General features: G+C 43.2%; 17 protein-coding genes and 1 pseudogene. 11 read left to right on the forward strand and 7 right to left on the reverse strand.

Annotation, left to right across the window (positions count from 1 at the left end; genetic code table 11):
- Positions 1-52 precede the first annotated feature (52 nt).
- Complete coding sequence (locus ACRQ5D_RS18175) at positions 53-3,088, reverse strand: glycosyltransferase family 117 protein (protein ID WP_091163266.1); 3,036 nt, start codon at positions 3,086-3,088, stop codon at positions 53-55.
- Between the two features lie 197 nt (positions 3,089-3,285).
- Between ACRQ5D_RS18175 and ACRQ5D_RS18180 the strand changes: the two genes are divergently transcribed.
- Together ACRQ5D_RS18180 and ACRQ5D_RS18185 are read left to right on the forward strand one after the other, a co-directional pair.
- A complete protein-coding gene (locus ACRQ5D_RS18180) occupies positions 3,286-4,071 on the forward strand; it encodes a mechanosensitive ion channel family protein (protein ID WP_091163267.1) in 786 nt (261 codons plus the stop codon).
- 11 nt (positions 4,072-4,082) lie between these two features.
- Positions 4,083-4,259, forward strand: a complete 177-nt coding sequence (locus ACRQ5D_RS18185; protein WP_176844378.1) for a hypothetical protein — start codon at positions 4,083-4,085, stop codon at positions 4,257-4,259.
- A gap of 80 nt (positions 4,260-4,339) precedes the next feature.
- Here the strand turns inward: ACRQ5D_RS18185 and ACRQ5D_RS18190 are convergent, their stop codons facing one another.
- Positions 4,340-4,741, reverse strand: a complete 402-nt coding sequence (locus tag ACRQ5D_RS18190) for a winged helix-turn-helix transcriptional regulator (RefSeq protein WP_090523849.1) — start codon at positions 4,739-4,741, stop codon at positions 4,340-4,342.
- Positions 4,742-4,833: 92 nt separating this feature from the next.
- On the opposite strand from ACRQ5D_RS18190, the gene ACRQ5D_RS18195 reads away from it, so the two are divergent.
- Positions 4,834-5,193, forward strand: coding sequence for a DoxX family protein (locus ACRQ5D_RS18195; protein WP_091163268.1), 360 nt, complete (start codon positions 4,834-4,836; stop codon positions 5,191-5,193).
- 14 nt (positions 5,194-5,207) lie between these two features.
- Here the strand turns inward: ACRQ5D_RS18195 and ACRQ5D_RS18200 are convergent, their stop codons facing one another.
- Both ACRQ5D_RS18200 and ACRQ5D_RS18205 read right to left on the reverse strand, forming a co-directional pair.
- Positions 5,208-5,393: a hypothetical protein gene (locus ACRQ5D_RS18200; RefSeq protein ID WP_091163269.1), complete on the reverse strand. Its 186-nt coding sequence runs from the start codon at positions 5,391-5,393 to the stop codon at positions 5,208-5,210.
- Between the two features lie 172 nt (positions 5,394-5,565).
- Entirely contained in the window at positions 5,566-6,441 is an 876-nt protein-coding gene (locus tag ACRQ5D_RS18205; protein ID WP_091163270.1) for a glycoside hydrolase family 25 protein, read from the reverse strand.
- Between the two features lie 223 nt (positions 6,442-6,664).
- Between ACRQ5D_RS18205 and ACRQ5D_RS18210 the strand changes: the two genes are divergently transcribed.
- The 4 genes and pseudogenes from ACRQ5D_RS18210 (at position 6,665) to ACRQ5D_RS18225 (ending at position 9,839) form a co-directional block, all read left to right on the forward strand.
- Positions 6,665-7,102 carry a MarR family winged helix-turn-helix transcriptional regulator gene (locus ACRQ5D_RS18210; RefSeq protein WP_091163271.1) on the forward strand — a complete coding sequence of 146 codons (438 nt, stop codon included), beginning with the start codon at positions 6,665-6,667 and terminating at the stop codon, positions 7,100-7,102.
- Positions 7,103-7,129: 27 nt separating this feature from the next.
- Positions 7,130-8,251 (forward strand): MFS transporter, encoded by a 1,122-nt coding sequence (locus ACRQ5D_RS18215; RefSeq protein ID WP_431200133.1) that lies wholly within the window; start codon positions 7,130-7,132, stop codon positions 8,249-8,251.
- A 242-nt stretch (positions 8,252-8,493) separates the two neighbouring features.
- Positions 8,494-8,969: pseudogene (locus ACRQ5D_RS18220) on the forward strand (cysteine hydrolase).
- A gap of 213 nt (positions 8,970-9,182) precedes the next feature.
- Positions 9,183-9,839, forward strand: coding sequence for a phosphatase PAP2 family protein (locus ACRQ5D_RS18225; RefSeq protein WP_256337347.1), 657 nt, complete (start codon positions 9,183-9,185; stop codon positions 9,837-9,839).
- Positions 9,840-10,067: 228 nt separating this feature from the next.
- Here the strand turns inward: ACRQ5D_RS18225 and ACRQ5D_RS18230 are convergent, their stop codons facing one another.
- Positions 10,068-10,796 (reverse strand): DUF6896 domain-containing protein, encoded by a 729-nt coding sequence (locus ACRQ5D_RS18230; protein WP_431200135.1) that lies wholly within the window; start codon positions 10,794-10,796, stop codon positions 10,068-10,070.
- Positions 10,797-11,108: 312 nt separating this feature from the next.
- Between ACRQ5D_RS18230 and ACRQ5D_RS18235 the strand changes: the two genes are divergently transcribed.
- Positions 11,109-11,828, forward strand: coding sequence for a patatin-like phospholipase family protein (locus ACRQ5D_RS18235; protein ID WP_431200136.1), 720 nt, complete (start codon positions 11,109-11,111; stop codon positions 11,826-11,828).
- 51 nt (positions 11,829-11,879) lie between these two features.
- A complete protein-coding gene (locus ACRQ5D_RS18240; RefSeq protein WP_091163276.1) occupies positions 11,880-12,284 on the forward strand; it encodes a VOC family protein in 405 nt (134 codons plus the stop codon).
- A gap of 102 nt (positions 12,285-12,386) precedes the next feature.
- On the opposite strand, the gene ACRQ5D_RS18245 is transcribed toward ACRQ5D_RS18240, so the two are convergent.
- Complete coding sequence (locus tag ACRQ5D_RS18245; RefSeq protein ID WP_091163277.1) at positions 12,387-13,706, reverse strand: SGNH/GDSL hydrolase family protein; 1,320 nt, start codon at positions 13,704-13,706, stop codon at positions 12,387-12,389.
- 19 nt (positions 13,707-13,725) lie between these two features.
- The gene (locus ACRQ5D_RS18250; protein ID WP_431200137.1) at positions 13,726-14,853 is read right to left on the reverse strand and encodes an OmpP1/FadL family transporter; all 1,128 of its coding nucleotides are present in this window, start codon (positions 14,851-14,853) and stop codon (positions 13,726-13,728) included.
- 309 nt (positions 14,854-15,162) lie between these two features.
- Here ACRQ5D_RS18250 and ACRQ5D_RS18255 point away from each other — a divergent pair, with 309 nt between their 5' ends.
- Both ACRQ5D_RS18255 and ACRQ5D_RS18260 read left to right on the forward strand, forming a co-directional pair.
- Positions 15,163-16,050, forward strand: a complete 888-nt coding sequence (locus ACRQ5D_RS18255; RefSeq protein WP_090523879.1) for a helix-turn-helix domain-containing protein — start codon at positions 15,163-15,165, stop codon at positions 16,048-16,050.
- A gap of 517 nt (positions 16,051-16,567) precedes the next feature.
- Positions 16,568-18,364, forward strand: a complete 1,797-nt coding sequence (locus tag ACRQ5D_RS18260; protein WP_091163279.1) for an acyl-CoA dehydrogenase family protein — start codon at positions 16,568-16,570, stop codon at positions 18,362-18,364.
- Positions 18,365-18,453 lie beyond the last annotated feature (89 nt).

Consider the following 18,453-nt stretch of genomic DNA (forward strand, 5'->3'; position numbering starts at 1 on the left):
AGGGGCAGGCTAAATCAAATAGCCTGCCCCATAGCATATATATGTTGGTTGTTTAGAGCTGGAGAATACTTTTAAACTTTTCGGCATAATCATTAAGCTGTGTAATTATTTGACCGCATAGTTCTTTTTGGTTGCCGTTTTGAGTAATGGCTGCCATATTATTGAGAAGTTGCATACTGATCTGCACATCGCGCGGACTTAACCGGCCTGTATCTTTTTGCAACTGATGGTAGTTATAATCAAGCTGATCGGTTAGGTAGCTGTTAACACTTTTGATCAATTTATTACCCAGCTTGGCATAGTCCAACTTATACGAGGTATCGGCCATTGTTATTTTGCCTTGTGCCGTCATAAAGTTAGGGTTGATGTCGGGCATTACCTCTTCATATTTGTGCAGGGTATTAAGTGCCAGGTTACGATGGCCTTCTTTCAGTAATGTCGCCGACAGATCAGAAAAAGCAGAAACCATTTGAGGGAAAAACATAGTTGTTGATTGCTGATCAAGGTATTTGGCTGTTTTGAAATTGCCGAACTTAAACTTATCCATCATGTTGCTGTACATCACCAGGCTGTTGATCTTTGAAAGCTGATCTCTTAACGATGAATCAGTTTTGAAAGGCAATAGGCGATAGGTAAAACCTTCCTGGTACAAATATGGCTGTAAGCCAACCATGCTTGTTTGCCCAATAGATGTAGTGAAACAAATTGGCCGTTTCCAGTCGTTATGGGCAAGTATATCTATCATGGCAAGGTTTTCTTTGGTGATATAATTGGGAGGGAATTTCCATTTCATGGTATCCGTAAGTAAGCCTTTTTGCTCGGGCGTGATCACCTTATTTTTCATTACACCATCAGCATTAACTGCCAGCTTGAAGTTTTTGGTAGGCAAATAATTTTCGGTTGTGCCGTTGGTGTATTCAACATGCGTACGTTTATCATCCGAAGTAATAAAGTCAAATATCTCTTTTACATCAACATAGCCCGGTATTTTGGCATCATTATACCTGATCACATCACGGGTGCCCAGTTTATATTTATCAAAGCTCATGGTGATGGGCAGTGCGTCGGCCTGGTTTATTTTGCGTTGCATTTGCCTTACCGACCAGTCGGCGCTTAACAGGCTCAGGTTTACGATGCGTACATCAGGCCGAATGTTTTCTACCTCCTGGTCATACCATAGCGAGTAGGTGTCGTTATCACCCAGGTCAAATAAAATAGCATTTTTAGGGCAGGACATGAGGTAATTGTAAGCCATGTCATGCGCCGCCATTTTGGTTGAGCGGTCGTGGTTTTTCCATTCTTTACTTGCCAGCAAAACAGGGCCAGCAATTGTACAAATAATAAAAGCGCCAATAGTGGCAAACCTCGGGCTGATCTTTTTAGGCACCATGTCAATCAGCGCTATCAATCCTAAACCAATCCAAATGGCAAAGGCATAAAACGAGCCCACGTACGAGTAATCGCGTTCACGGGGCTGTACAGACGGCTGGTTAACATATAATACTATAGCCAACCCGGTGAAAAAGAACAGCAACGTTATTACCAGCGCGTCTTTCTTTCGCTTCTTGAAATGGTAGAGCATGCCTAACAAGCCAACCATTAATGGCAGCGCATAAAGGGGCGTATAGGTAACATTATTCAATACAAACTTAGGCGTATTGGAGGCATTGTTGAACAAGCCCGATGTCCAGTTGCCGCCGATGCCATTCATGTTGGTTTGGCCTTCCATATCATCATCATTATAGCGGCCAACAAAATTCCACATAAAATAACGCCAGTACATCTGGTACATTTGCCAGCTGAACATCCATCTTAAATTATCCGAAAAGGTAGGCGTAGCGTTATCGCTCAATTGCAGCCAGTTGCGGTAAAACTGGGCATCCTGGGCGTAGGTGGTATTCTCCTCTGTCGACCACATGCGGGGCAGAATGCTGGTGTGGTCATAAACATAATTAGGCTTATTGTAAGCTACCTCGTATTTGCTCTTTCCTTTACGATAAAGCGGTGTACCGTCGGTAACATCTGTTATTTTGGCATCGAAGTAAGGGCCCTTAAGCAATGGTGTTTCACCATATTGGGTACGGTTAAGATATTCATACATCGTAAAGGCATCGCTGGGGTGTGAGTTGTTAAGGTTGGTGCCCGCCGATGCCCTGATAGGGATGTAAACAAAAGAGCTGTAACCAAAATAAACAAACACAACGCAAAGCAGGCTTATATTTAAAAGATGTTTCTGCTTGCGGATGCTGTACCGGATCCCGGCGATAAGCAAGCCGATGATCAGCAAGAAAAAGAACAATACGCCGCTGCCAAAACCAAGTCCAAGGCTGTTTACAAAAAATAGATCGAACCGGGCGGCGAGGCCTATGGTATATCCCCTGATGCCAAACTGAACAAAGGCCAGGATAAGGATGCTTATAGCGAATGCCAAAAGCCCGCTTTTAACACTGATGTTTTTATGCCTGCGGAAATAATAAACCATTACCAAAGCAGGTATGGTTAATAAATTAAGCAGGTGAATGCCGATAGAAAGGCCGATTACATAAGCTATAAAAACCAGCCACCTGTCGGCACGTGGTTCATCGGCAACGGCATCCCACTTTAAAATAGCCCAAAATACTACTGCGGTACATAATGACGACCATGCAAAAACAATGGTTTCAACTGCCGAAAACCAAAAGGTGTCGGTAAAGGTAAATGCAAGGGCGCCGGTTAGCCCGGCACCCATTATTTGTAAGGTTTGGGTTGTATTAACAGTAGTATTTTTTGTAGCAAGGAGTTTTTTAGCAAGGGCGGTTATGCTCCAAAATAAAAACATAATGGTAGCCCCGCTGGCCAATGCCGAACCCAGGTTGGTAAAGTAGGCAACTTTTGTCCTGTCGCCCATCGAAAGCAGCGAGAAGGCCTTACCTATCATGGCAAAAAGAGGGTAGCCCGGTTGGTGCGATACCTGGAGTTTATAGGCGCAGGAAATAAATTCGCCGCAGTCCCAAAAACTTACGGAGGGCTCTAAAGTAAAGACGTAAGTTACGGATGCAAGGGTAAAACAAAGCCAGGCCAAAAGGTTGTTGATCTTATTGTAGCTCATGATAAAGTGTAAAAGTTTTTTTCAAGTAGTTAATACCAAATTAGGGCTTAAAATTGGTAACGTATTGAAATTTAACACTTTTAACATTTGTTAACACTTGGAGGGTTGAAGTGTTAAATGGTTGTTAAAACAAACCCTTCCCCCAAATATGCGTTAAGCATAGGTGGTTTTTATGCGGAAGCTAAACGATTTGTTTTATGAAGATTGAAAAGTTTTATGACCAGGTTTATATATGGGTGATTCGCTATGCACCCAGTTTTTTGATTGGGCTGGTAGTTTTATTCATCGGCCTTTGGCTGATTAATATGTTGTTGAAATGGTGGCAGGGCCATATGCAAAAAAAGGAAATAGATCCTACTATTAAACCCTTTTTGCAGAGCCTTGTAGGGGTTGTATTGCGTGTGTTGCTAATTTTAGGAGTTGTGCAGATCATGGGTGTGCCCATTACTTTGTTCACTGCACTCGTGGGTGCCTTTGGTGTAGCCGCTGGTTTAGCGCTTTCAGGTACTTTGCAAAATTTTGCAAGCGGTGTGTTGATACTGCTGCTCAAGCCCTTTGTTGTGGGCGATAATATCATAGCTCAAGGCCTTGAAGGAACGGTTATCGCTATCCAGATCTTTTATACCATTGTTAAAACCTTTGATAACCGAATAGTTATTATGCCTAACAGTAAACTCTCAAACGAGGTGATCATCAACATCAGCAGGGAAGGCACCCGCAGGCTTGATATCGAGCTGAAGTTTACCAATAATATTGATTTTAATGAGGTGAAGTCGGTCATTAACTCTTCTATCGATAAATCAAAAAATATATTGGAAACTCCGGACAGGAGGATAGGTATTGCCAGTTTAGATCCTGATGGTTATCGTGTAGGAGTTAATGTTTGGGTTCATGCGCATGGTTTCCAGGATACCAAGCTGGCCGTACAGGAAAATATTTTGCAGGATTTGAAAGCTTCCGGGGTTAAAATACCAGGTTTATAAAATATGTACGCATGGATAATTTAGAAAATAAGATCACGGTGATTGTTGAAACGCCTAAAGGCTGCGGCCATAAGCATGATTATGATGCCATCACCATTCAGTTCAGGCTTAAAAAACTACTGCCGGCCAGTATGGTTTTTACATCAAGCAGGGATAGCGCTCATCGCCCCGAGAAGAAAAAAGCGTAATGTTATCATTTATAAAAGCGCCTTTGCTTACCAGGCAAAGGCGCTTTGCGCTTCTAAATTCTGAAGAGCTATTTACTACATTATAATGAAACTGCCATTGTTTTTTTGGCATCGGCTTCAGCCCGGCTCATTTGTTTAATATGCTCACGATGGTTCATGCCCCATTCGCGTAATTCCGAAACAACCTTACCAAGCGTATCGGCATATTCGGTACGTTCATAAATTACAGTTACCGGTGTGGTATCATAAACAGTCCGTTTAACAAAGCCATTTAGTTCAAGCTCCCTTAACTCTTTCGAAAGTATTTTAGGCGTGATGCTTTCCAGGTCGCGCTGAAGTTCCTTAAACCGTTTAGGGCCGGTCATTAGGCTTACCAGCATTGGCAGCTTCCATTTGCCGTTTACTACATAAAGCGTATCGCGTACTGCGGTTACAGAAGCTTTGCAGGTCTCTTTATTGTGAATGATTTGTTCGTTGTTCATACTCGCTATCCTTAACGATACCGGTATCCTTTAGGATAGTAGTATCTTTTTAATAGCAAAGGTAGCTAAGTTTGCGGTAAATAATTCATTAGATGAAAGCAACTAAAATTTTTTACTGGATCCTGAGCGCTATTGTAGCATTGATGATGGCTTTTTCATGCTATTCATACTTAACGAAGCCCGAAATGGCTGCAGCCTTTCATCATTTAGGCTTCCCTGATTATTTTAGAGTTGAACTGGCAATAGCCAAGCTTATCGGTGCAATATTACTATTGGTACCAGTGCCTGCCAGGTTAAAAGAATGGACTTATGCGGGATTTACTTTTGTATTTGTTTCTGCGTTTATCGCACATACCGCATCCGGCGATCCGGTAGCAAACCGTGTGATGCCGTTGGTGTTTCTGGCGATTTTGGGAGGATCGTATGTGTTATATTATAAGAAGCAGAAGTAATGTGAGATATGTTTCTACCACGTCATTGCTGTAACCATCAGGTAGCCAAAAAAGCGTGATGACAGGTAAAATATATTTTGGCGGTGTTGCACGTGGGCTGCGTTAGTGATTGCAGTGTAAAGCCCGGAGCGCGCAAAGGGGGTGCGGGTAGGAAAGGTGAGGACTTGCAACGGAAAGCCCGGGCCGCAGGCAACGCCCATGTTATAAAAATTTATCGGAAAAATATAATTAATAATCAATAACTTACGATCTCGTCATTATAAGGGACGACGCAATCTTTAACTGTACACGGTCGATTTGCAGGCCTGCTCTACTGATTGGGGATTGCTTCGTTCCTCGCAATGACGGATTTTATATCCTATTTCCCAATTCCTACGGCACCAGCAATTTCTCAAACTCCGTACTATCGCCCTTAAACACATTAAAATCCACAACATGGTTAATGCCGTTAACATGGGCCTTATCTGAGTGCTGCCAGAATTTCCAGTTAGTTTTATTAGATACAAGCAGCTTGGGCTGGTAATAATGGGCAATCCAAAGGGTATAACCATCAAAATAACCTTCCAGGTAATCCTGGTAAAATTTAAGGTTAGTATAGATGATGGGCTTAATCCCTGTACGGTTTTCAATGGTTTTGATAAAACTCTCCAGCTGTTCGCGCATCTTTTCAGGACTGGTACGATACAACCTTTCTATATCCACCACCATGGGCAGGTCGCCTTTTTCGGTTTTTACCGTTTGAAGGAAAAACTTAGCTTGCCATACGCCACTTTTTTGCGGAAGGAAAAAATGATAAGCGCCGCACATGATGCCTGCCTTTGGCGCTTCTCGCCAATTACGCTGAAAATATGGGTCAACACTTAATACACCCTCGGTAGCCTTGATAAATGCGAAGCTGATATGGACATCACCCTCGCGCATGGCTTTTACCTGTTTCCAGTTTATACGGCCCTGGTATGAGGACACATCAATGCCATATACGGTATAGCCATCGGGGATATGAATGGCAAAATCCTTGTATTTACGATAATGCGTATCCTCTCCTGCATCCATGATCCATCGCCAGGTAGCGCTGCCAAATTTTAAAATATAGCCATAATAAAAAGGCGAAAACAGGATGAGCAGCAAAGCGCCTACAGCCACTATCCACTGTGTGGAGAAATTGGCCTGCTGTTTTGCTTTAACTACCGGCTTTTTACGGGCAGGAGCTTTCTTTCTTACAGGTGTTTTCTTTTCAGGAGCAGGCACGGGGTAAAATTACGAAAACGAACCGTTGATTAGGGATGATTACGTTGATTGCGCTGATTTTTTTGATGATCAAAGCGGTCTTCGAATCTAATTGTGTTAAGTAAGCTAATCAAAATCAACACAATCAGCGAAATAAAAAAATCAACGGTCAGGTTTGACATTGTGCTGATAAAACAATCTCTATATTTGTAAGGTAAACTTACAAGTTTAACTAATTAATTATATGGGCGACGAAAAAGAGATTCAACTGGCTTCGGAATTGAGGTTTATTATAGGTAGGCTTAGTAAAAAGATCAGGAAGACTTCGACTACTGCCGAAAAGCTTTCGCTTACCGAGCGGTCGACCATGGCACTGATCTTTCAGCATGAAGAGATCCTGCCTAACGAGTTGGCGGCTATGGAGAAGATCACCACACAATCCATGTCGCAGATATTGAGTAACCTGCTCAATCTCGGGTTAATCAAAAGGCGCATTTCCGAATTGGACAAGCGCAAGGTTATTATTTCACTATCGGAAGCTGGGATCAGCCTCATCCACAAATCCAGGAGTGAAAAAGACGAGTGGCTTAACCGTGCGCTTGAAACTACCTGTACTGCCGAAGAGCAGGCAGTTTTAAAGAAAGCCCTGGCACCCCTGGCCAAACTTGTTGACTTTGATTAATTAATGAAAACTGACAGAAAGAGATAGATGAGTAAGATAAGTACATTCAACGCTTTTAAAAGCCGCAACTATCGGCTGTATTTTGCCGGGCAGTCAGTTTCGTTACTGGGCACCTGGATGCAGAAAACTGCTGTTAGTTGGGTGATCTATTCGCAAACGCATTCCAAGTTTATGTTGGGCTTAACTCTGTTTGCAAGTTTGTTCCCTTCATTCCTGTTCTCGTTTTTGGGTGGTGTGGTTTCTGACAGGTATAACCGTTTTAAAGTGCTGCTATTTACACAGGTGGCTTCAATGGTACAGGCTGTTTTACTCACTGTGCTGGTGTTTTTCGGATATTATTCGGTTTGGGCCATCATGGCATTGACTGCTGTTTTAGGGCTGATTAACGCATTTGATGTTCCGGCAAGGCAATCGTTAGTATACGAAATGGTTGATGATAAATCCGACCTGCCTAATGCGCTTGCCCTTAACTCTTCCATGGTGAACCTGTCGCGGTTAATAGGGCCGGGGATAGCAGGCCTGATTATTGAAAAATTCGGCGATTCGGTTTGCTTTGGGGCTAATGCATTAAGCTTTATTGCGGTAATTGGCTCATTGCTGATGATGCGTTTGCCCGAATTTACTCCCAAGCCCCACGGTAAAAACGTGCTCGCCGATCTGAAAGACGGCTTTGAATACATTCAGCAAACGCCCACTATAAAGTTTATGTTACTGATGCTTGCTTCAATAAGCCTGCTTGTACTGCCTTTTAGTACGCTGATACCGGTTTATGCTAAGGATATATTTAAGGGAACGGCGTCAACTTTTGGGGTTATAGATAGTGTGATAGGGCTTGGTGCTTTTGGCGGCGGCATTTTGCTGGCCTCATTAAGTGCCGGTACCGATCTTAAAAAGATCCTTGCAGTTAATACAGTAATATTTGCGGTGGGGCTGATCGCATTTTCACATATGCACAACTATCCCGTGGCGCTGTTTTTTTCGGCTATTATCGGTTTCGGTATGATGTCGCAGGTTACCATTGGTAATACCATTATCCAAACTACTGCTACTCCCGAAATGCGAGGCCGGGTAATCAGTTATTACGCCATGTCTTTTTTGGGATGCAGCCGCTTGGCGGTTTGCTCATTGGCGCAGTTTCGCAAAAAATAGGCGTACCCGATACTGTTATGGCCGAAGGCATGGTAGCACTGCTGTTGGGTGTTTTACATTTTGCTTTTTTACGGCGCAGCAGGCTTAAAAGAAAGCGATGGCTGCCGTGCAGCAATCTACCGAAGCAATTTCTTAACCATTAAAACAATCAAATTATCATGATAACTGCACTTGATCAAAATACGGCACTCGTACTGATAGACTTACAAAAATATATTGTACAGCTTTCATGCGCGCACCCCATGGCCGGCATCCTTGAAAAATCGGCAGCGCTTGTCGAAGCCTTTCGTAAAGCAGGTAAACCCATTGTTGTTGTTCATGTAGAACCTATAGGTGCGGCTTTTAAAACAAGGCGTGATAACAATAGAAACAGCATGACCGAACTCCCTGCCGATTGGAACGAAATAGCTCCTGAAATTAAAACCGAGCCAACGGATATTTTTATCACCAAAAAAACTGGGGCGCTTTTTATAATACAGGTCTGCACCAGGAATTGCAAAAAAGAGGCGTTACACAAATTGTACTGGCAGGTGTAGCTACCAGTATCGGTGTTGAAGCTACTGCCCGCTCGGCCAACGAGTATGCCTACAATATAGCTTTTGCCAGTGATGCCATGACCGATATGTTTCCCCAAGCGCATGCCCACAGCTTCAAATACATTTTCCCGAGGATAGGGGAGGTGGGGACTACCGCCGAGATTATTGAGAAGTTGGGATAGATAAGGGTAAGTGTATAATAGGACGCACCTTTGCTTTGTATCTACCCTTAGTAGGTTGAAGAACCCAGACTTACGAAGCTTCAAAAATTTCGTAAGTCTTATTCTTCTGGTCATCCATTCTTTGTGCTTCTACTATTTCGGCGAAAAAACAATCTTCATGCAATAGGCATTTATAGTTAAATTAGCAGTGTGGATATTGCTACTAAACCGCCTATGAAAAAGATCTCCCCGCTTAAATTCCTGGTAGTTTTAATTCATTTGCAGGGCTTATTTATTTGCTTAACAAACAAAGCTTTTGCCCAGGCGGATTCGGCGAAAGTCACCGTAAATAGTCCTGCATTTATCTCACCTGCTGTTCAGCGTTGGGACGACCGTGTCATGATCGATTTGCAAAATCAACGCACAACTGGCCAAACAGGTTTTTTCATGTTCCTGAGCAAAAATGTTTTGTATGGCGATATCGGGATCCCGGCGGGCTTACTGGTAGGAGGTATTGCAAGCAATAACAAAGAAATGCGCCAAAACGCAGGTTATGTGGCAAGCAGTACGGCAATATCATACGGCTTTATGTTGTTGATAAAACATTTGGTGAAGCGACCGCGGCCATTTATTCAAAATATCAATATTACACCTGTTTACAGGGCAGGTGGTACCTCATTCCCGTCGGGGCATACTTCATCAAGCTTTGCCACAGCTACAGCTTTATCGGCTGCCTATCCTAAGTGGTACGTCATTGCGCCATCTTTCTTTTGGGCGGGGGCCACAAGTTATTCAAGAATGTATTTAGGTGTTCACTATCCTACCGATGTGGCTGCTGGATTAACGTTGGGTGTGGGCAGTGCTGCGGTTATGTCGTTTTTGAAGAAGTAGAGGTAATTTATGTTTGAAAATTTTTTAATTATGATTTAACTGGTATCTTTAGTTATCAAATTGCCGGATATATGATTGCTATACTTGATTTTTTGTTTGGATTATTACTCACCGACTGGAGGCGTATCCGCAGGCTTAAATGGAACCGGAAAGATTAGATGGAAGTTTTTCATTCTGATTATTTTAATCCAAAAAAACGCAATACGTTGAATTTCTTTTTGGTATCAATCAAGGCATCTTCCTGATAAACTTCAATGTGAATTTTTTTCTGTCATTGACAACTACACCCGTATGGTTTTCAATATTGGAAGTTATGCGTTCGAACTTATTAAGAGCAAGCATCCTTTCAATTATCCTTACACCATCTGCGTACTCGTCATAAATGTCTATAGGTAAGGGAAAGTAGTTTTGAGTTGATTTAATGAACCTTGTGAAAAAATAAGGATCTAAATCGCCAAATTCCAATCCAAACACAAGCGGGACTTCTATTATTTGGCCGGACCTTTTGTGCTCGAAGCCACAATGAAAACCATGTAAAAAATAACGCCATTCTTTAATTATTCCACTTTGTTTTTTATTAGCAAAAAACGGGTTAAATGAACTAAGCGGGAACTGTGGATTGATCTCAATACCTAATTTTGAAGCTAACTTATTGATCAATAATTCAGATAAGGCGCGGTAATCTTTTGCGCATTGTTCGAAAAATAGCTGATTGTCGTCGATTTCTTTATCCGTTAGCAGTTTTGCAATATTTATTTCAGGCTGAGTTGCATGTATGTAAACTTGAAATCCCTTAAGATCATTTTTTAGTTTTTTGCCAATTTCTTCTCTTTGGTATTGCAAAGTTTGTTCAAAAATCAACCTTAGTCTTTTTTCACGAGGTATTTTGCTTATTACCTCTAAAGAAGGAATCTGTTTGACTGAACCTATTATTAGCGTTTGGGTTATCCTATCCACTGTTATTATAAATGAACTGCAGTAACATTTAATTATCTGCACTTATAGGTAGCTAAAATAAGTTATTTGTTCGATGCACGTCGCACACTTAAATAACCTCATAGTGTTAGTAATGCAGATATAATTTGAAGGGAAATTTCTCCTTATTTGAATAAAGTGATATCTTGACCTCAATCATTCTCATAGCTTGCCATAAACAACGGCGAATGATAAACTATAAAAAATGAATACAAATATTGATCAAAACGGCTCAAGAAAGATAGGATTAGTGTTGTCTGGCGGGGGGTAAGAGGGGTGGCCCATTTGGGGGTGATGCAGGCCCTAACCGATTATGGTATCAAATTCTCGCATATCTCGGGCACAAGTGCAGGCGCAATAGCTGCGGCTTTTTTTGCAGAGGGATATACCCCAAAAGAAATTTTACGCGTCATCAAAGACAACAGCCTGCTTAAATTGCTGCGCCCGGCATTTGGCAGCAACGGTTTGATCTCAATAACACATGCCAGGGTATTGATTAATAAATATATTCCGCATAATTCCTTTCAAAGCCTCAAAACACGTGTTACCATTCCGGCGGTTGACCTGGGCGAAGCAAAGCTGGTTTACTTTACCGAGGGCGAACTGGATATCGCAATTTTGGCTTCCTGCTGTTTGCCAGGTATTTTTAAGCCCATTATGATTAATAATCATATGTATGTTGATGGCGGGATCCTCAATAATTTCCCGGTTGAGCCCTTGGTAGGCAATTGCGACCTGATTATTGGCTCATGCTGCAACCATTTGCCGGTAGTTACAACTATCAAATCATTTGGGAACCTGGTTGACAGGGCCGCTATGATAGGAATTAACGCGAACCTTAGCTCACATAAAATGCTGTGCGATATAGTTATTGAACCGCATGGTTTGGGAGGGTATGGTATTTTTGATACCGACGCGGCCGAGGAAATTTATATGATAGGCTACGAGGAAGGCTTAAAAACCATCCGTGCTAACGAAAAATTAAAGGAGATCACCCTTTCACAAAAAAGGTAAAACTGCTTTGGAAATGGTATTACAATGTGACGTAAAAATTAAGATATAACTATGAAAAAAGTAACTGGCCTTGGAGGTGTATTTTTTAAATGCGACGATCCGAAAGGTATGAACGAATGGTATGTCAAAAACCTTGGGCTGCCTTCCGGCGAATACGGGACAACGTTTGAGTGGCGGCATGCAGATGATCCGTCAAAAATAGGGTCCACCTCATGGTGTACGTTCCCGCAGGATACCAAATATTTTAATCCGTCGGCCAAGCCGTTTATGATTAATTACCGGGTAGAAAATCTTGTTACACTGGTAGACGAATTAAAAAAAGATGGGGTAACCATTATTGACGAGATTGCCGAGTATGACTATGGCAAGTTTGTTCACATTCTCGATCCGGAAGGGAACATTATTGAGCTTTGGGAGCCAGGCGATGAATCGGAGCCGGATAGTGCTGCGGGATAATTTAGTTCTAAGTCGAAAGTCTTGAGTTCTAAGTTAGGATTTATCCCTATCGACTTAGAACTCAAGACTTTCGACTTAAGACTTCTGACTTCTGACTAACGATCAGGGAAACTTAACCCCGTTATAATCAGATATATTCACCTGTGGTATTGATGAGTTGTATTTGTCATTAATAGCCTTGATAAATTCATTGGCAACAATGGCATATCCGCGTGGTGTAAGGTGCACCCCGTCCAGCGAAAACAGGCCGCCGCTGATATAGTTGGAATTAACGCTTACTCCGTCAACCACCATCCCGTTCAGTTTAACATTTTGCAGAAAGGTATATGCATCAAATACAGCCAGGCCTTTTGCTGCCGCTATAGATTTTATGGTTGTGTTATAAGAAGTCACATAATCCTCGGTAAGGGCAACCTCCTTTTCGTCAAGTACATATTGGTTATCTATCGGCGTATACGGCGTTAAACCGTAAGGCAGGTTGCCAACAGGGGTTGCGACCGGCTGCCCGATCTTGCTCGTCGGAAAGGTAAGTACGATAAGATCGTTAGGCGTTGCTGCGCGCGGCGCATAAGTACTGCCCGAAACCAGAGCGTTAATATACAATGCTTTTGCATTGGGGTTGGCTTTTTGCACGCCGGCCAGTATTGCAGAAACGGTGATGGTATTAAAATAAGGTATTGAGGTTACATCGGGTACGGTTGCAACTACGCCTTTCTGTCCCTTGGCAGTAAGGGTGTTGATCAATACATTATACAGAGCAGCAAAAGTATTTTTGTCTGTCAGCACGTCGCCGGTCCCTCCGGATGTGGCATAGCCTAAAGCGTCATTATTTCCCAGCCAGTTAGAGAAGAAGGTAAAGGGCTTGGCCATAACAAAACCAAGATAGGTGGTGGAGTTTGTTGGCGCGTTGCCCGGCAGCAAGCGTTCAAAATACCCGTTAAGGTTACCATAGGGAGCGTAAGTGATGTGCATCAGCTTAATGCCGGGTACGCCATAGTTATTAATATCGCCCGTATATTTGGTATAGAGAGTAACATCTCCAAAACCGGGTACTGTAAGTTTCCCACGTATTGCCAGGTTAGTAGTTACCGGGGTTGTAATCGGTGTGCCATCGGCATTAAACCCGGTGAGTGATAAATAGCCCGATCCGTTTGCCTGGGCGGTGCTGAATAGCGGCTGCGTAAATGCGCCACCGCCAACCGATTGCATTTGCTTGCCGATGATGCTGGGATAGGATACCTGCTGACCTGCAAGGTATAAGCCCCCATCGGCATAACCGGCAGTGAGCGAGTTACCCAACGCAATGTATCTTGAAAAATCAACAGAACCTGCGGACGGCTTTGGCGTATGGATTTCGGGCTTGCAGGCACCTAATAACAGTAACCCTGCAACAATATAAATATGTAATTTAAACGTTTTCATGAACTGATTTCTTTAAGGATTACCAATGATAGGCTAATGAGATACCTGGTATATAAACATCGGTTTTAAATGTTCCCGATAGCTGCGATTCGATATTGGTTTGGGTGCGTTGCATCAGGTGCTCGTACTCAAAGGAGATATCTATATCGAGGTGCTTGGCTACGGTATAACCTAAGCCCAGGGTACCATAAACCCGGTTAGCATCCGGAGCTTCGGGAGTTACATAGCCATCTAAAACAGCGGTGCCGCCATAGCCACCGCCAAAACGCAGGGCCAGTTTATCGGTAGCCTTATATTGAGCGCCCCCGCGTAAGCTAAATGCCTGTTGATAATTCCGGGCGGAGTGGGTATCCTGTAATACAGCCGTATTGTTTTTATAATCAAACGATAGCGTTTTATAACTATCCCAGTTAACCAGGTTAACATCCAGGGCCAATATCCATTTGCTGCTGGGGTAAAAGCCGAAACCGATGGAGTTAGTGGCTGGTAGGGGTATGGTTGAACTAAAGGTATTGGGCTGAGGGAAACTGCTTTGCAGCGATGCAGGCACAGTAAAAATAGCGTTCCCTGCCGAAATTGTGGTATTTACCTGCGAGCGGTGTGTGATCCCTATGGTAATACCTGCTTCCGTTTTGAAGTAAACGCCCGCGTTCCACCCGTAGCCTTTGCCGCCGCCTTTCAACCGGGCCTGTCCTGGGTCGCCGCTGCTGTTTGCCAGTGGGATGGCCCGCGTCAGATCAACGCTGCCATGGTTGTAAACAAAGCCTCCGCCAATGCTCACCCAGTCGGCCAGTTTTATACTTATTGTTGGCTGAACATAAATGGCTTTCAGGTCGAGGCTTTCCAGTACATATTTGCCTTGCCAGGTATTGCCCCAGTCGGTTAAGCCGCCAAAAGGAGTATAAACGCCAAGTCCCAGTTTCCAGAAGGAAGATTTGGGCCCCCATACCGCATAAGCATGGAACGGGGTAGCAACTTTATTGGAAGTATGGTCCTGTATTGAGGTTCCGGCGGGGTTGAAAACAGATTTGAACAGTAAAGGGCTTATTCCTCCCTGTATGTAATTTTCGGGCAGCATGGCTACCGCGCCCGGGTTAAAAAATACGGAAGCGCCATCCTGTACGATACCCGTACCTGTATGGCCCATTCCTATTTGCTTTTGCCCCCCAGGTTCACCTGGAAACCCTGGGAAAAAGCTAACAGCGGTGCTGCGGTGAGCACCAATAGTAGAATTTTTCTCATAAAAATATAATTGGTTCGTGACAGGAAATTGCTTGTAGGTTACAATTTGAAACTGTCAGGGATAAAATTAGTTTGGATTAAAAAGAAAAAAGGGCTATAATGCGGAGATATTAGTCAAAAAGTCGGATAAAGCTTATTTTTAATACCAGATAAGAAAAGTTGCTTTACAACCGTCTTTAATAAATAAATAGTTAAAATTATATATCTAAACTATATGAATAATAAAGTTGGACAATTAAGCCTGTCAAAATTTGCAGATCTTTATGCAGACAAGCTGGCTGGTGCCGATTTTTTTGTTGTTGACGAAAAGCAATTATTGAGCCTGAGCGAATATCCTTATCGTTCGGACGGTTATATTATAGGCATTTGTACCCGGGGCACAGCCAAAGTAGAAGTAAACCTGCAGGTTTATGATGCCCGGCCGGATGCCATGCTTCTGGCAACCCCCTTTCATGTTTTGAGGATCTACGATAGCAGTGCCGATTTTTTATGCAGGTTTGTTGTTTTCAGCAAAGCTTTTCTAATCGAAAATAATGCTAATAGCCATTTCCTTGAATCATTCAGTTATTTCAACAGCGCGTCTATCCCGGTAATTTATCCTGGCAATGCCGATGCCAAAATGATCCTGGAAATTTATTTATTGATCCAGCGCAAATTAGCGCGCGAAGGGCATCCTTACGATGTTGAAATATCCAGGAGCATTTTGATGACACTGCTTTATGAAATACAGGCCATTTACGAAAAGCAACACCTGATAATAAAAGGTAAACAAACCAGGAAACAGGAACTAAACGTGCTTTTCCAGTCCCTCATTTTCCATCATTATAAAGAACATCGCAGCGTGCAATACTATGCCGACGCGCTGTATGTATCTCCCAAACATCTAACAGAAACCATTAAGGAAGTAACCGGGAGGACCGCGGGCGAATGGATAGACGATGCGGTAATATTGGAAGCCAAAGTACTACTAAGAAACCACGAGATCAGCATTGCCCGCGCCGCCGAGAGCATCCATTTCCCCGACCAATCATCGTTTGGCAAATATTTTAAAAAGCATACCGGCATGTCGCCTTCTGACTATAGAGCGATATCTGCGCATTGATTGTTTGAAAAAAATGTCATAGCGAGTAAGCGCCAGGGAATCCCCGAAAAAAATTGTAACGACTTGTAAAATATATTTTAGCGGTGTTGTGCGGGGGCCGCATTAGGGATTGCAGTGTAAAGCCCACAGCGCGGGTTGGGACTGTGGTCAGGAAAGGCGAGGACTTGTAACGGAAAGCCCGGGCCGCAGGCAATGCCTATATTATAAAATCGATTAAAATATTATTGATAATCAGTAATTTACGATTATTTCATTATAAACGCAGCGCGGCAATCACACGGTAGCATAGCGGCCCTGTATAGTATGCGATTGCTTCGTCGTTCCTCCTCGCAATGACGTGGCTTTTCGAATACATGAAATGTTATTTCCGTAATATATTTAAGCCAATGGCAGTCTTTCCACCCTCCCACATTCCCTCTTCTTTCCGACTTTTTGACTAATATCTCCGCATTGCTGCCCTTTCTTTGGCTTCATAATGCCTCTAATTTTACTCCTAATTATAAACCAATAAAACTTTATGAATGCCACAGAACCGATGAAAGCCATAAAAGGAGGGGAGTTTCTGATCAGGGAGACTTCCGCGGAAAGCGTTTTTATTCCTGAAGAATGGAATGAAGAGCAGTTGATGATCGCCGAAACATGTACCAATTTTTTGGCACAGCAGGTAACACCAAACCTTCAGCGTATTGACGAGCAGGAGGAGGGGTTAATGCGCCATTTAATGGACGAGGCAGGTGCGCTTGGATTGTTAGGCATCTCCGTGCCCGAAGAATATGGCGGTTTTGGTAAAGATTTTAAAACTGCCATGCTGGTTACTGAAAAATTAGGTGCCGGTCACTCATTTTCGGTTGCTTTTTCGGCGCATACAGGTATAGGTACCCTGCCTATATTATACTACGGTAATGATGCCCAAAAGCAAAAGTACATCCCCAAGCTGGCCAGCGGCGATTGGAAAGGGGCTTATTGCCTTACAGAGCCTGCCGCAGGCTCAGACGCTAATTCGGGTAAAACCAGGGCAAAACTTTCTGCAGATGGTAAGCATTATCTTATCACCGGGCAAAAAATGTGGATCACCAATGCCGGTTTTGCCGATGTGTTTACGGTTTTTGCCAAAATAGATGATGATGAAAACCTGAGCGCGTTTATTGTTGAAAAGGATTTTGAAGGTCTTTCGTTAAATACCGAAGAACATAAAATGGGGATAAAAGGCAGCTCGACACGCCAGGTGTTTTTTAACGACTGTAAAGTGCCGGTTGAAAACCTCCTTTCCGAAAGGCAGAATGGTTTTAAGATAGCAGTCAACATCCTGAATCTCGGCCGCATCAAATTAGGCGGCGGCACCGTTGGGGCCAGTAAGGATGTGATCACCTCATCGGTACGTTATGCCAATGAGCGGGAGCAGTTCGGTCGCGCTATTTCCAAATACGGGGCGATAAGATATAAACTGGCCGAACAGGCTATCCGTACTTATGCGGCAGAATCGGCCGTGTACAGGGCCAGTCAGAATATGGAGGAGGCTACAGAAATGTTAATTGCCTCCGGCCTTGATGAAAATAAAGCCAAACTGAAGGGGACTGAGCAATTTGCTATCGAAGCAGCGATCCTTAAAGTTCATGCTTCAGAGGTTTTAGATTATGTAACTGACGAAGGTGTGCAGATTTACGGCGGCATGGGCTATAGCGCAGAGGCGCCGATGGATAGGTCGTACCGCGATTCCAGAATCAACCGGATCTTTGAGGGCACCAATGAAATTAACAGGTTGTTAACTGTTGATATGATGCTGAAACGCGCCATGAAGGGTGAGCTTGACCTGATGGGACCGGCTCAGAAAGTAGCCGGTGAATTGATGAGCATCCCCGATTTTGGCGCAACCGAAGAAGATGGCCTGTTTACTAAAGAAAAGAAATACATAGCCAATTTTAAAAAGGCCATATTGATGGTAGCCGGTAGCGCTGTTCAAAAACTAATGATGCAATTGAGCAAAGAGCAGGAAGTATTGATGAACCTGGCCGATATGCTGATAGAGCTTTATGTAAGCGAATCGCTGCAATTGAGGGTAGAGAAATTGGTTGGCTTAAGAGGAGAAGAAGCGTGTAAGGAACAATTGGATATGATGCGGGTGTACATCAATGACGCGGCCGAACATATTGCGAAATCGGGTAAAGAAGCATTAAACTCATTTGCCGAAGGCGACGAAAGAAGGATGATGCTCATGGGACTAAAGCGCTTCACTAAAACCGAAGACATCAATACCACCCAGGCACGCAGAAATATTGCAGCCAAATTGATTGCTGAAAATAAATATTGCTTTTAGTGCTTCATCACTTTTTTAATGTTGTGGTAACACATCACTTCAAACAAAAGAAAATGTCATTTCGAACCCTTGAAGGGCGGGAAATAGCG

The sequence above is a fragment of the Mucilaginibacter sp. P25 genome, assembly GCF_050859465.1.
Taxonomy (GTDB): Bacteria; Bacteroidota; Bacteroidia; order Sphingobacteriales; family Sphingobacteriaceae; genus Mucilaginibacter; species Mucilaginibacter gossypii.

Bases quoted from the DNA above. Each gene is read 5' to 3' on its own strand.
- ACRQ5D_RS18175 (WP_091163266.1), bottom strand. From the start codon at position 3,088: ATGAGCTACAATAAGATCAACAACCTTTTGGCCTGGCTTTGTTTTACC.
- ACRQ5D_RS18180 (WP_091163267.1), top strand. From the start codon at position 3,286: ATGAAGATTGAAAAGTTTTATGACCAGGTTTATATATGGGTGATTCGC.
- ACRQ5D_RS18185 (WP_176844378.1), top strand. From the start codon at position 4,083: ATGGATAATTTAGAAAATAAGATCACGGTGATTGTTGAAACGCCTAAA.
- ACRQ5D_RS18190 (WP_090523849.1), bottom strand. From the start codon at position 4,741: ATGAACAACGAACAAATCATTCACAATAAAGAGACCTGCAAAGCTTCT.
- ACRQ5D_RS18195 (WP_091163268.1), top strand. From the start codon at position 4,834: ATGAAAGCAACTAAAATTTTTTACTGGATCCTGAGCGCTATTGTAGCA.
- ACRQ5D_RS18200 (WP_091163269.1), bottom strand. From the start codon at position 5,393: ATGGGCGTTGCCTGCGGCCCGGGCTTTCCGTTGCAAGTCCTCACCTTT.
- ACRQ5D_RS18210 (WP_091163271.1), top strand. From the start codon at position 6,665: ATGGGCGACGAAAAAGAGATTCAACTGGCTTCGGAATTGAGGTTTATT.
- ACRQ5D_RS18215 (WP_431200133.1), top strand. From the start codon at position 7,130: ATGAGTAAGATAAGTACATTCAACGCTTTTAAAAGCCGCAACTATCGG.
- ACRQ5D_RS18225 (WP_256337347.1), top strand. From the start codon at position 9,183: ATGAAAAAGATCTCCCCGCTTAAATTCCTGGTAGTTTTAATTCATTTG.
- ACRQ5D_RS18235 (WP_431200136.1), top strand. From the start codon at position 11,109: ATGCAGGCCCTAACCGATTATGGTATCAAATTCTCGCATATCTCGGGC.
- ACRQ5D_RS18240 (WP_091163276.1), top strand. From the start codon at position 11,880: ATGAAAAAAGTAACTGGCCTTGGAGGTGTATTTTTTAAATGCGACGAT.
- ACRQ5D_RS18245 (WP_091163277.1), bottom strand. From the start codon at position 13,706: ATGAAAACGTTTAAATTACATATTTATATTGTTGCAGGGTTACTGTTA.
- ACRQ5D_RS18250 (WP_431200137.1), bottom strand. From the start codon at position 14,853: ATGGGCCATACAGGTACGGGTATCGTACAGGATGGCGCTTCCGTATTT.
- ACRQ5D_RS18255 (WP_090523879.1), top strand. From the start codon at position 15,163: ATGAATAATAAAGTTGGACAATTAAGCCTGTCAAAATTTGCAGATCTT.
- ACRQ5D_RS18260 (WP_091163279.1), top strand. From the start codon at position 16,568: ATGAATGCCACAGAACCGATGAAAGCCATAAAAGGAGGGGAGTTTCTG.